At 53.3% G+C, this 12,972-nt stretch carries 12 protein-coding genes; 3 read left to right on the top strand and 9 right to left on the bottom strand.

Annotated features, from left to right (window positions below):
• Positions 1 to 32: 32 nt before the first annotated feature.
• The 5 genes from kdgK to yhjD form a co-directional block, all read right to left on the bottom strand.
• Positions 33 to 965, bottom strand: coding sequence for a 2-dehydro-3-deoxygluconokinase (kdgK, locus tag ABFX35_RS22940; protein WP_346083053.1), 933 nt, complete (start codon positions 963 to 965; stop codon positions 33 to 35).
• A 149-nt stretch (positions 966 to 1,114) separates the two neighbouring features.
• A complete protein-coding gene (locus ABFX35_RS22935) occupies positions 1,115 to 1,318 on the bottom strand; it encodes a 2-hydroxymuconate tautomerase family protein (RefSeq protein WP_279025439.1) in 204 nt (67 codons plus the stop codon).
• 85 nt (positions 1,319 to 1,403) lie between these two features.
• Positions 1,404 to 2,171 carry a CDP-diacylglycerol diphosphatase gene (locus tag ABFX35_RS22930; RefSeq protein WP_346083051.1) on the bottom strand — a complete coding sequence of 256 codons (768 nt, stop codon included), beginning with the start codon at positions 2,169 to 2,171 and terminating at the stop codon, positions 1,404 to 1,406.
• A 165-nt stretch (positions 2,172 to 2,336) separates the two neighbouring features.
• Complete coding sequence (locus ABFX35_RS22925) at positions 2,337 to 3,659, bottom strand: MFS transporter (RefSeq protein ID WP_279025437.1); 1,323 nt, start codon at positions 3,657 to 3,659, stop codon at positions 2,337 to 2,339.
• 329 nt (positions 3,660 to 3,988) lie between these two features.
• Complete coding sequence (gene yhjD, locus ABFX35_RS22920; protein WP_279025436.1) at positions 3,989 to 4,996, bottom strand: inner membrane protein YhjD; 1,008 nt, start codon at positions 4,994 to 4,996, stop codon at positions 3,989 to 3,991.
• A 443-nt stretch (positions 4,997 to 5,439) separates the two neighbouring features.
• Between yhjD and spy the strand changes: the two genes are divergently transcribed.
• Entirely contained in the window at positions 5,440 to 5,931 is a 492-nt protein-coding gene (gene spy / locus ABFX35_RS22915) for an ATP-independent periplasmic protein-refolding chaperone Spy (protein ID WP_095846668.1), read from the top strand.
• A gap of 64 nt (positions 5,932 to 5,995) precedes the next feature.
• Here the strand turns inward: spy and ABFX35_RS22910 are convergent, their stop codons facing one another.
• Positions 5,996 to 7,213 (bottom strand): Tm-1-like ATP-binding domain-containing protein, encoded by a 1,218-nt coding sequence (locus ABFX35_RS22910; protein ID WP_279025433.1) that lies wholly within the window; start codon positions 7,211 to 7,213, stop codon positions 5,996 to 5,998.
• 383 nt (positions 7,214 to 7,596) lie between these two features.
• On the opposite strand from ABFX35_RS22910, the gene ABFX35_RS22905 reads away from it, so the two are divergent.
• Positions 7,597 to 8,139: a TetR/AcrR family transcriptional regulator gene (locus tag ABFX35_RS22905; RefSeq protein WP_279025446.1), complete on the top strand. Its 543-nt coding sequence runs from the start codon at positions 7,597 to 7,599 to the stop codon at positions 8,137 to 8,139.
• A 455-nt stretch (positions 8,140 to 8,594) separates the two neighbouring features.
• Positions 8,595 to 9,449 carry a helix-turn-helix domain-containing protein gene (locus tag ABFX35_RS22900; protein WP_095846671.1) on the top strand — a complete coding sequence of 285 codons (855 nt, stop codon included), beginning with the start codon at positions 8,595 to 8,597 and terminating at the stop codon, positions 9,447 to 9,449.
• On the opposite strand, the gene ABFX35_RS22895 is transcribed toward ABFX35_RS22900, so the two are convergent.
• From ABFX35_RS22895 to ABFX35_RS22885, 3 genes are read right to left on the bottom strand one after another with little or no spacing between them, the layout of a single operon-like run.
• Complete coding sequence (locus ABFX35_RS22895) at positions 9,439 to 11,220, bottom strand: ATP-binding response regulator (protein ID WP_279025429.1); 1,782 nt, start codon at positions 11,218 to 11,220, stop codon at positions 9,439 to 9,441. The two genes, ABFX35_RS22900 and ABFX35_RS22895, sit on opposite strands and share 11 nt — an antisense overlap.
• Positions 11,217 to 11,711 carry a putative pterin-binding protein gene (locus ABFX35_RS22890; RefSeq protein WP_279025427.1) on the bottom strand — a complete coding sequence of 165 codons (495 nt, stop codon included), beginning with the start codon at positions 11,709 to 11,711 and terminating at the stop codon, positions 11,217 to 11,219. Before ABFX35_RS22890 ends, ABFX35_RS22895 begins: the two co-directional genes overlap by 4 nt.
• Complete coding sequence (locus tag ABFX35_RS22885; protein ID WP_346083048.1) at positions 11,711 to 12,754, bottom strand: glycosyltransferase family 9 protein; 1,044 nt, start codon at positions 12,752 to 12,754, stop codon at positions 11,711 to 11,713. Before ABFX35_RS22885 ends, ABFX35_RS22890 begins: the two co-directional genes overlap by 1 nt.
• Positions 12,755 to 12,972: the final 218 nt, after the last annotated feature.

Here is a 12,972-nt window from a genome sequence, read left to right as displayed (position 1 = left end):
GGGCCTTTTTTTTATCTCTATTTTACTGCGGGTTATGCCGGCATGGCGGCCTGCGGGATAATGGCGCCACGGCGCTGGATGACTGCGCTGGCGGTGAGGTGGCCACGTTGCGCCGCAGCTTCCGCGCTACCGCCTGCCAAACGCACTGCCAGATAGCCCGCGCCGAAGGAATCGCCCGCCGCCGTGGTATCCACCACTTTCTCTGCCGGGAGTTTTACTGCCGGGACGTCATAGGTCGCCCCCTCGCCGGTGAAGATCAGGCAAGACTCTGCGCCGCGTTTGATGACGATTTCATTGACGCCGTAACCCTGGGTGCGCGCCACCACCTGCTGCACAGGCTGTTTGCCCCACAGAAGGTCTTCATCATCCAGCGTCAGGAAGGCGATATCGGTACAGGAAAGCACGCTCTGGTAGGCCTGTTGGGCCTCTGCCTTGCTGGCCCACAGGCGCGGGCGGTAGTTATTGTCAAAAATCACCTTGCCGCCGTTGGCACGGCATTGCCGCAGCATGTTGAACAGCTTCTGGCGGCTAGCCGGCGCGAGGATCGCAATGCTAATGCCGCTCAGGTAAAGGTAATCGAACTGCGCCAGCGTGTCGCACAACGCCTCTGCCGTTGGGCCATCCAGCCAATAACGCGCAGCGGCATCGTTACGCCAATAATAGAACGTGCGTTCACCCGTGGCGTCGGTTTCGATCACGTATAACCCCGGCAGTTTGTTTTCCAGCCGCTGAATCAGCGAGGTATCCACCTTTTCTTGCTGCCAGGCCTGCAGCATGTCATCGCTGAAACTGTCGGTGCCCAGGGCGGTGACATAATGCACCGCCAATGCCTGTTCTGGCACCTGCCGGGCCGTGTATACGGCGGTATTGAGCGTGTCGCCACCAAAGCCACGGTGCAGAACCGTACCGCTTTGTGACAGTTCAATCATGCATTCGCCAATGATGGCGAGCTTTTTGCGCGTCATGATAACCCCTGGTGTGAAGAGAAGTGATGAATGAAATATCGTCTAGTCTCAACACTGGGTCGCAGCGAGTCAATAAAAATAAAACGTTGTTTTATTCTTATGTTGAGAGCGGGAAATGCACGATTTCCCGTTAATTAAGTAAGGGGCACTTATTTGGCGGCGGCGCGCAGATCGGTGACGGCCTGCCCACCGATCCCCCAGTTATCGGTTTCTACCTCATCAATGACCACGACCGTAGTCGCGGGGTTTTTCCCCAGGGTATCAACCAAAAGCTGTGTTACGCCGGCGATCAGCTGTTTTTTCTGTTCGGGCGTGGCGCCTTCGCGGGTGATCTTGATGTTGACGTAGGGCATGGCGTTTCTCCGCATTGATTATGGGTGTTGCTATTAACTGTAGCGGTTTTTTGTGTGCCAGGCACGGTGAACGAATCATTGAAACTTATGGTGCCGGGTTCAGCACTGCGCAACGGTGGTCCTGAATCTCTTCGGCGGAAGCCAGCGTATACGGCAACAGGCTCAAATGGGTTGTCAATAGCAGAAAATCCCCGCCTGGCAGTTCCGTCATGGCCAGGCCGTAGTGGCCCATGTTGTCACGTGCGCCATCAACGCCCTGGGCCAGCAGATGAAACGCCCCTGCCTGTGCCAGCTCACTGGGGCTGACGCGGCGCATCAGGTAATCGTTCCCCATAAGCCCGCCCGGCAGCGGTTGCCATTGCTTGCCGGCACTGGCTGCCACTTGCGCCAGCCGGGTTTTTACCTCGGGTTGTAAGCAGGAAATATGGATATGAAGTTGGTTCTGCGTGCGGCCATATTCAGAATTTATTGCCAGCGAGATATTATCGTCATCAATTGGCTTGCCGTACTTATCGGCCATCAAATGGCGGGCCTGCCATGCCAGGGCAAAGAAGTTTGGCGTGTTCGGCTCCAGCAGCAGTGGGCTTTCGATGCCGGTGATTTTGCGAATGGGGATCAGCAAATATTGGAGCGGGCCGTTGCGATCCTTCAGCAGCACAACGCCTTGTTGCTCATCCGCCTGGACGCAGGGGGCCGGGCTATGGTTTTTTTGCTGATTAGGCAGGCACTGCTGGCTGACGATATGCCACAAGGCATCGGGGTGGGAGGGTTTTAGCCAGGCATAGCCTGCGTATGCGATGGCAGCTAATACTAATAGCGTAATGAGCACGGACAATATACGGCGCAACGTCATTATGGTAATCCGTTAATGATTTAAAACAATAAGATATCCCGTCATCTTCAATTTGCAGAGCCGAAATGCGATTGGCGTTTGGGTTTTGCAACGCGAGCTATTTAGGGTATACACCGGATTTATGACAGGAAGTTGGCGGCCCGATGATAAGGGCCGCCGTGGTGCTTACAGTGATTGGTGGCGGGTTTCTTTCATTGCCAGCAGGGCAAGCAGCGTGAGCGTTGACATCACTGCCAGGTAAATCCCGACATAGAACAGGCCATAATTGGCCGCCAGCCAGGTCGCGATATAGGGTGCGACGGAGGCGCCCAGGATCGATGCTACGTTATACGAGAACGATGCCCCGGTATAACGCACTTCCGTAGGGAACAGCTCCGGCAGCAGGGCGCCCATCGGGCCAAAGGTCAGGCCCATGATGCTCAGGCCGCACAGCAGGAAGCCCATTACCAATACCTGATTACCGGAGCCCAACAGGCTTGGGAAGATAAAGGCGAAGGCGATCATCACCAGGGTAACGACGATCATGGTGCGCCGGCGCCCGAAGGCGTCTGCCAGCATACCCGCAAGCGGGATCGTAATACCGAAGCCGATAACGGCCACCATCAGCATCCACAGGAAGCTGTTGCGGGAATATCCCAGCCCTAACGGCTGTGCCGTGGTGCCGTAGGTCATCGAATACACCGTCATCAGGTAGAACAGCGTATAGGTCGCCAGCATGATGAACGTGCCGAGGATGGTGGCTTTCAGGTGTTTGCTAAGCAGCGTGCCAAGCGGCACTTTTACCTGTTTACCGGCTTTGGCCACTTTGGTGAACACCGGGGTTTCATGCAGCGATACGCGAACGTACAGGCCGATCAGCACCAGCGCGGCGGACAGGATAAACGGCACGCGCCAGCCCCACTCCATGAACTGTTGGTCGGTCAGCAGCCAAGAAAGCAGCAAGAAGGTGCCGTTGGCGAAGAAGAAGCCGATAGGCGCGCCCAACTGTGGGAATGAGCCATACAGCGCACGTTTGCGCGCCGGGGCATTTTCCGTCGCCAGCAGGGCTGCGCCGCCCCATTCTCCCCCTAACCCCAGCCCCTGGCCAAAGCGAGCCAGCGCCAGCAGCATAGGCGCAAACACGCCGATGGTTTCGTACCCTGGCAGCAGGCCAATCAGCACGGTGGAGATGCCCATGGTAAGCAGCGAAGCGACCAGCGTCACTTTACGCCCTACGCGATCGCCAAAGTGGCCGAACAGCGCAGAGCCGATCGGGCGGGCGATAAAGGCGACGGCGAAAGTCGCCAGTGACTGCAACGTAGCCGTAGTGGGATCGCCCTGTGGAAAGAAAATATGCGGGAAGACGATCACGGCTGCTGTGGCATAGATATAAAAATCAAAAAACTCGATAGCGGTGCCGACCAACGAGGCGACGATGACTTTTCCGCGGGAGTTAATGGGTGTTGACGTTTCGTCAGCATCGATGGGTGTTGCGATGGAAGCTTGCATAGTTATTTCTTATGTTTTCCTTTTGTAAAGGGCCATCTTAGACACAGCAAATTGGCTTTTCAACGGCGAAACTTTGTGCAGCGCTGCGGTAAATCAGTAAATAGATTAATGTATTAATATGGTTATGATTTATGGTTATAAATGCCGTTTATTTAACATAGCGTAGAGTGAGATGCTGATAAATCGACGAATAAAAGTTATCGGGTAGTTTGTTATGCTGGTTATTGGATCCAAGGCGTTTCTGTTTTGGGGCTATATGCTGATTTTTAACCGCTTTCCTAGAATAAAATGCCGATCATAAGGGTATGACCGGCATGATTGCATCGCGCTCAACGGCGGGGTGGCAGGGGTTCGTCTTCCTTATATTGCGCCGTGGCGATCCAGGCGGCGCAAAACAGCGTTAAACGGGCGAAGAAGTAGAAAAAGGCCATCAGACCAATCACTGAACCAAACGCGGCGCCCGAAGGGGACTTTGCCAGTTGGGGCAGTGTCATGGTCATGATGAACTTGATCACTTCAAAACCTATCGCCGCCAGGAGCGTGCCGCGCAGCAGCGCCTTTTTCTTTGGTTTATGGCGCGGCAGCATCCAGAAAATCCACAGGAACAGGAGATAGTTGGCAAAGATGGAAATGGCCATCGCGATCAGTGTCATCGCCGGGCGTAGCCATTCTATGTCGTCCAGCCCCAACGCCTGCACGATGGCGGCCTGGGCAGCCCCGGCGATAGAGGTCAGCGAGAGGGTAACAATCAGTGCAACCACCAGGCCGGTGAGCGAGATAAAGTCCCGGGTATAGCGGAAGTAAATTTTCTCCTGATCCTGCGGGTTGCGCTCCCAGACATCGCGGGACTGTGCCCGGATGGCCTCGCGCAGGTTGCCCATCCAACTGACGCCGGAATAAAGCGCCAGCGCTAACCCGGTTAAGCCCACAGTGGTGCGCTGCTGGATGGCCGTGTTGACGGTGTTTTTCAGCGTACTGGCCAGCGCAGGATCGCTGATGCTGTTGACTATCCGGTTAATCAGGCTGGCGAGCAGATCGGGGTTGGAGGCCAGCACAAAACCCACCGCAGCAAATGACACCATCAGAATCGGGATGAGCGACAGGAAAGAGAAGTAGGTAATGGCCGCGCCGAACTGGCTGCCCAGGCGATCGTTAAACCGATTCGTTGCGCGTAGCATATGGGCAACGCTTGGCCAGGCTTTGATCCGCTCCACCAGGCGGACGGTGCCGCTGATGCCCTTATCAATATTGTGATTGCCGGTTTTAATGGCAAGCGGTGTTTTTTGGGCTGCCGCTCCCTGGGGCTGCTGGGGTTCTTTATCTGGTCCTGTAGGCATTACGTTGTGATTTCCTTAATGATAATCGAATGTCTTAGCGCTGATTATAGCCAAATCTGACCATGATTTGGGGAACGAGGGGGGCTGGTTCGACGATGGCGTGTTAAAGATACGCCGGAAAAGGGCAGCAGCCGGTAGGATTTCTGTATCATGGTGTGCGGTTGAAGGTCTGTTGCCTTATGACGTGTTTAAATAACAATAAAAATGTGTGAATGGCCTCCCTTTTTAAACTTACTCCTGCCATCTGAAATTAAACTTTCCACCGGCTAAACACTATCTCCATAATTCTTACATATTTAGCAATTAATACCCTTTTGATTTTTAAAAAGTTTACACTCCCACGCATTACTATAAGTTAATTAGCTTATTATTATCTCCGACGACACGATAAGCCTGTAAGTTTTCAGCGCTTATAACGAACAATAATTTTTAAGGAATTTATTATGCGTAAACTGACCGCTTTATTTGTTGCTTCCACTTTGGCGCTGGGTTCTGCCTCTATGGCATTTGCAGCGGATACCTCTGCAAGCGCGCCGGATGCACCACCCGCAAAAATGATGCATCACAAAGGCCATGATAAGAAAGGTGGCCCATTTGCCGGTTTGAACCTGACCGAACAGCAGCGCCAGCAAATTCGCGATATTATGAAAGAATCACATCCGAAAGACGGCTTTGCCGGTAGAAACGATCGTCAGGCGCTGCATAGCCTGGTTGCTGCCGACAGCTTCGATGAAGCAAAAGCCAAAGAACAAATTGACGCTTTCAGCAAAGCCCAGGCAGAGCGTATGCTGGCACGCGTTAAAGCCGAAAATAAAGTGTATAACCTGCTGACCCCAGAGCAGAAAAAACAATACAACGAGAACTATCAGAAGCACGAAAAGAAAATGGAAGAACACATGAAAAAAATGCAGGAACATCACGCTCCTGAAGAATAAGTTCTCCGTGCGTTAATCCATTACCAGGCCCGATTGTCATCGGGCTTTTTTTATTTCTGCAATATCATTCGGCAATAGGTGAAATCAGCCGAAATTGTTCGATGACGGCCAGAGCAAAGCCCGGATCGTTGATATGGTCAGGCACTTTGATGATGCGCCGTTTCGCTGTAGGTTGTAGCGTGCTTTCCAGGGCGCGGATGAACGCGGATAACGCGGCCGGATCCCAGAATGGCTGCCCGGGCGCATCCAGCGCGGAAATTCCCCCTTCCGGTATGATAAAGCGGACTTCCCCCTCACAGGCATTCAGCTTTTCGCCGATCCAACGGCCCATATGGGCATTTTCTTCCGGCGTGGTGCGCATTAGCGTCACCTGCGCGTTGTGATGGTAAAATTGGCGGTTGGCATAGCGGGCTGGCACGGTCTTGGGCGAGCCAAAGTTAATCATGTCCAGCGCGCCGCAGGACATCACGCAGGGCACGTTGGTGCGGGCAATCGCGCCGAAGCGGTCTTCATTGCAGGCCAGCACGCCATCAAACAAATAATCGCAGACCTCTGTGGTGGTCAGATCAAGCACCACGTCCAACAGGTGGCTATCGATCAATTTCTCCATCGCCCGGCCGCCGCTGCCGGTGGCGTGGAACACCAGGCAATCCCATTGCGGCTCAATGGCGCGGGTGATCGCTTTGACACAGGGCGTGGTGACGCCAAACATGGTCAGCCCGGTGGCCGGTTTGCAGCCGCTATCGTCAGCACCAGAGAATCGCACGGCGCCGGCAATTTGGCGGGCGGCATTGCCCAGCACCTTCCGTGAAATACGGTTTAGGCCGGCGATATCCGTCACGGAATACATCATGCTGATATCACTGGCGCCGATGTAGCCAGAGATATCGCCGGCGGCCATGCTGGAGACCATGAGTTTTGGCAAACCAATGGGAAGCTGCTGCATCGCCGGCGTGATCATCGCTGTGCCGCTTGAGCCGCCCAGGCCAAGCAATGCGGCAATATCTGTGCGTGTCAGGATAAAACGTTCGAAGGCCACCGCCATTGCCGCAGTGGCCTGGCCACGATGGGAGCAGAATACCGCCTCTGGGCCATTAGGATGGTAGCGGGCAACGTCCAGTGAGGAGATATCGGTTTGATCGTGCGATACGCCGAGAGTGGAAAGATCAATCGTAAGGGGGGACAAACCAAAACTGGCGATCAGGCTACGCACATAGTCCAACTCTTGTCCTTTGGTATCTGCTGTGGTAGCAATATAGACAAAAGCTGGGGTATTCATCATCGCCTGTTCCTGGAAATGTTCGGTAAATATCCGAACAAATTATTCTAGTGATAAAGCTATAGTTAGGTTGGGAACCCTAGTGTTGGTCAATATGGCACAGCCGATGATTTTGTGTATATAATGAGACTGCAATCTCATTTATGCAAGTTAAATTTAATACAAAGTGAGACTATAGTCTCACCACACAGCATAAACATGCTTTTTCTTGTGGCGGGGAAGCCAGAATTTTACCCGGCCAGAGCGTTTATCATGTTTGCTCCGGGGCCGGACGACATGACGAAATTTTTGAGGTGGCCGTGCCAATATCCGCATTTCCTGTTACGTCGGAGAAGTCTTTGACGCACACCCGTGCTAAAACCCGTAATCTATTGTTGGCCAGCGCCATGGCGCTTTATGACGATGGCAAATTCCCTTCAGTGACTGAACTGGCTGCGTATGCGCAGGTTTCCCGTGCTACCGCCTACCGTTATTTTCCTACCCAAAGCGCCCTGATTGCCGCCGTAGTGGCGGAAAGCCTCGGGCCAATCCTTGAATGGCAGCCGCAGGACAACGATGCCCTTAAGCGTATCCAACAGCTGTTGGCGTTTGCCTATCCGCAAATGGAACAGCACGAAGGCGCCCTGCGCGCGGCCTTGCAGCTTTCTTTGCAGCAGTGGGCGAATGCGACGCCGGGGGAGAAATTTGTCCGGGGCAACCGTAAACGCCTGCTGAAAATGGCCGTGGAGCCGCTGGATGGCAAGCTATCACCCGATTCGCTGCAGCGCGTGATCCACGCATTTTCATTAATTTATGGCTCGGAGGTTTTCCTGGTGCTGAAAGATATCTGGGGCCTGGATCTCGCAGAGATTCAAGATGTGACGCAATGGATGGCGAAAGCGATATTGCGCCAGGCAAATGAAGACGAAAAGGCGCGCCAGGAGGACTAACCCCTTGCAACACCGTGCCCTGTTTAGGGGCGATGAAGGCGTGACACATTCCCCACCGCTATTCCCCAATCTGCAGAAAAGCGCCTGGTCTGATGAACGGCAGGGTGGGCGACGAAAATAAAAAAACCGGGCCTTTTACAGGCACCGGCCGTATACGCGATTAGCGTTAATGATCTCACTTCGGGTAAATTGCAGCTTATTTGGCACTAACTATTTTAAAAGTCTGCAACCGAAGATGAGTATCCCTGGTGTTGTTATGGTTATTCGGTAAACTAATTTACTATTATTTTTATTGTGTGCTGCTGTGTGTAGCTTTTGGTACCATGTTTTACCATACAACATGGTATGTCAAGCAATGTTTAAGTGTAAGATTGCATAATATACCAGTTTTGGATAGCATTTTTATGCAGTGAAGCATCGAAACGACTGATAAATCAGGATAATCGAAGGGACCAATGGGTAATAATCACCAAAAATTCGATTCACAGTCGATAGCAAACCGGGTACGGGAACTCTTTTTGCACCATGGGATCGGCAAGCGTCAGCATGCCAAGGAACTCAGCCGTATTTTAGCGCTGAGTTTTTCTCATGCGCATCGTAAGCTGAAAGGGCAAAGCCCGTGGACGTTGGAACAAATCAACGGTGTGGCTGCGGCGCTGGGCGAGCCGGCGGCGGCGATTGTTGATCTGAGCGCTGAACACGAAACCACATTGCCGCAGGCTATGGCGTGTAATGCCATCTTTTCCGTGGGCGGAGTAGACATCCCCTGCGAAGCCTATATCGGCCATGAACTCTCTGGCGCGCGTTCGTCAGAGTTTGTCGCATTACAGCAGGGTGAACGCTGGTTTATTTATCGTGCGGAAGAGATGCCAACCGGGAAACGCTACAGTGTGGAACTGATTGAGATCAGGCCTTCGGCCACGGAAGATGACCGGCTGAGCATTGCGGTGCTTGATGATTCGCGCCAGGTGGCCGATGAACTGACCAAGTATTTAAACGCCCAAGGGTTCAACGCGCTGGCGTTTTACGATGTGGAAAGTTTTTGTGAAGCGCAGAGCAAAGGGTTGTTTGATGGCTACGTGGTTGATTGGCTGATCGGGCAGGAAACGGCCGAGCAATGCATTGAGGCGATTCGCGCCTCTGATAACCCAGATGCGCCGGTGCTGGTGCTGACTGGCCAACTGGGCACCGATCTGCGGGAGTCGGAAATCGCCAGAGCAATGCGCGATTATGACGTGTTGGGCCCCTATGAGAAACCGGTGCGGCTCCATGTTATTGAAGCCGCATTGCAGCGCTGTTTTAATCTGTAAACAGTGCGGTTAACGTTACAGATAACGCGTTGAGCCGAACGGGCTTCATCAGGTAGTCGTCAAACATGGCTCGCTGTTCCGCGGGCAACAGTTCCGGCGCATAGGCGCTGATGCCAATAATCGGGATATCCCGGTTCGGCCCACGCTGGCTGCGCAGGTGCTTCGCGACAGCGGCGCCGTCCAGCCCCGGCATCTGCAGATCCAACAGCAAGGCGTCATAGGGTTTGCGCAGCAGCTTTTGCAGCGCGCGCTCGGGTGAATCGCACAGCTCATGTTCATAACCCAGCTTGCCCAGCAGTGAGCTGAATGCGTCGCCAGCCGCCTTATTGTCATCCACCACCAGGATATATTGCTGTTTTTTCAGCGTGCTTTCGTTTGCCGCTGGCGCTTGTGGCGCTTCCGGCTCTTCGTTAATTTCCACCGGGATGCTGATAATAAAAGTGGTGCCCTTATTCAGTTCGCTGTAGACCGTAATGGTGCCGTTGAGCAATTCCACCAGGCCGTGAACAATGGCCAGCCCCATACCAACGCCGCTGTGCTGACGAGTATGTGACTGATCAACCTGGGTAAAAGGCTCAAATATCTGGTTCAACATTTGCTTTTCAATGCCGATGCCGGTATCAGTGACTTCGATAATCAATGCGCTGCCGCTCGGCTGCCGGCGCAAACAGCTAAATAGCGAAATGGTGCCGTTATCGGTGTATTTAAAGGCATTGGTCAGCAGGTTGGTGACGATCTGCTGGATGCGCAGCGGATCGGAATAGATTTGCGTATGGGTGAACTCCATCTCGGTGGTTAACCGCACCCCGTCTTTTTGCGCCAGCACCGCGATCTCGCCGGCGGTTTCCTCAATCAGCTTTTGGGCGTTGAAGGAAACGATGCGCAACTCCATCATGCCGCTATCCAGGCGGGCGTAGTCAGTCAGATCGCGCATTTGGCTTTCAATTTGCTGTGCGGCAGTTTCCAGGCGTTGGAAGGTGTCCGTATGCTCGGCAGAAAGGCGTGTATGAGTCAGGACATCAATGGCCGACATGATGCTTTGCAGCGATGTGCGCAATTCGTGGCCAATGGCACCCAGGAATGCATTTTTGGTCCGAATGGCCTTCTGTTCCGCCAGGATGGCTTTTGACTGCTGGCTGATGGTTTGGCGCTGCTGGCGGATGACGATCAGCGTAATCGCGATCAGGGCAATCACCGAGAACATGATAATCGCCAAGCCATAGAAAATGATCATGCGCTTGCCGATAAAGTCCTGATAGGCATTGGTGCGTTGTTTTACCTCTGCGTGATCCGCCAGGTTCGCCATATCGATCGCCAGCGGTTTTAGCTGGTGCATCGCCTGGGAGACGCGCGGCAAATCAATTTGCGCCCCGGAAACCAACTGCTCAATATTGTTGATTTCAAAACGTATCTTATCAATAACTTCCGGGTAGCCTGGCTCGTTATATAATGGCGCCGTGGATTCTGAAGGGGCCTCCAATACAAAGAAACGTGAATACAGGATGTCGAATTTCATCCGGATCTCATCCGTATTGGGCTGCTCGGTATGTTTTTGTTGCTCAATCAGCGTTTCAAACTCCGCCAGTTTGATGGCGAATTTGGCCGTTGCCCAGGAATAGTTTTCCTGCGTACCGGCGACCGCATACAGTCCTTTTTTCGACAGGGTGGCGCTGTAGTAATATAGCGTGACTGTGGAAGCGAGCAGAAACAGCATGGCGAAAATAGCCGGGATCACCAATTTGCCGCGGTTTTTAAACAATAGAAATATCATTTAATTACAACCCTGTTGATCTGCCAGATAAAACGCGAGTTATATAGCGGCGAATTGAGCTCTGTATCGCCGCTGTCACGCGGATAAATCAAAAACAGCGGGCCAAAGTTTTTCACTTGCAGTGGAATACCGTCCATTCTGTAAGCCAATATCATTTGATATTTGGCAACGTCGGAAACCGGCACATCGATGGTATAATCGTTCAACGCATAGAAAGTCATCGTACTGCCTTCGGCGCCGACGGTTTCCAAAATTTGCGACAGTAATACACCCTCAAAGTTTTTCTTCGGCGTCCATGATGTCGACGTAATAATGCTGCTTACCGGCATGGCATACAACTGTTTATCGGTGAAGATATAACGGGTATGGGTATCGTCGTTGGTATTTTTAATTTTCCCGCTGACTTCCAGAGTAAAGCTATAGGCGCTGGATTGGATCATCACCAAAGCCAATAGGGCAAACATCACGCGCTTTAACAGGGGCATTATCATCAGAATTTCTCCGCAATAGGCAAAGCAGCCAGATCGACATTGTTGTAAGCCTGCCCGATCAGCGCCAAATCCTGTGGGCGAGCGCTGGCCTGCACATTACTGATTGCCGGAATATTCAGCCATACTGGCCGGCAATATGCGTAATCCCGCACCCGCAGTTGCGGCGCAATGGATGTGAAAAAGGCAGTAGTAGGTACATCATACCCTGCGGCGATGTGTACGGCAGCGGTATCTGCGGTTAGCACGTACCGGGCTTGCTTCACCCAGGCAAGAAAACTGCCGGTGTCCGGCGACAGCGCCTGAATATTGGTGTAGTGCGGGTGGTTGACCACGCCAAAGCCCAATACCGGGCAGCGGAATGTTTCCCAAAGCCAGTCAACCAGGCGGCTATGCATGCTGGCCGGGATGCTGCGCAGCGGCGTACTCGCCATTGGGCAAAACAGCACGTATTGCGGGTATTGTTCATGCGCCGGCAGGTTGGGCAGACAAAGCTGCTGCAGCCAGCGGTTGGTTTTCGCTTCCTGGGGAACGGCGGCGGGATCAACGCCCAGCGCCTGCAGGAAAAAATCGATCATGGGCAGTGCCGTGAACGCGGGCCAGAACAGTTGGTTGCCGGCATCAATACGCAGTTCCCGCCGCGGCAGGCGGGCCAGCGGCCAGGGCAGCCAGCGCATCTCGGCCACCACGCCGGCGGCCAGGTGGTATAGCGTGTCAACATAGTGGGGCGAACGCCCCGGCCGGTAAATCAGGCTGCGTAACTGCGGGTTGATCGTGCGCAGCGCTTCCACGGCGGTCAGGCCGATGATGGAATCGCCCAATGTCACGCCCATGCCGTTAATTATGTGTACCTGTGCCACCTCGCGATAGTCAATCTGGAAAGGCGCCATGGCGGCATTCAAGATGCCTTCCTGGCCTGCCAGGCTGTAATAATCGCTGGAAAAAGTGTTTTGTTGTTCAATATCGTAGGAAGCAACAATCTGGCCTTCCGGCGTCAGCAGGCTCCCCTGGTGGTACAGCACTTCATCCTTTGTTAACACAACCATTTTTATTCCCGTTGCTAATAGAGGCGGAGGTAAGGGGGGCTATTTTTTTAATAAGAAAAGGATGGCAGATAATAACGGATTATGCAGGTGATAGGCAGGCCCATAGTCAGCAAACGTTGATGGAATTTTAATAAAAATAGTTCGGTTTCATTAGTGCGGCCAATGTGAAGCCTATCGAATGCTTCAGGAACTTGAACGCCGGGGGCCCGGCGTTCAAG

The organism is Gibbsiella dentisursi (assembly GCF_039539505.1).
Lineage (GTDB): Bacteria > Pseudomonadota > Gammaproteobacteria > Enterobacterales > Enterobacteriaceae > Gibbsiella > Gibbsiella quercinecans.
The sequence above is the reverse complement of the archived record's forward strand: the minus strand, read 5'-3'. Positions and strand labels throughout refer to the sequence as shown.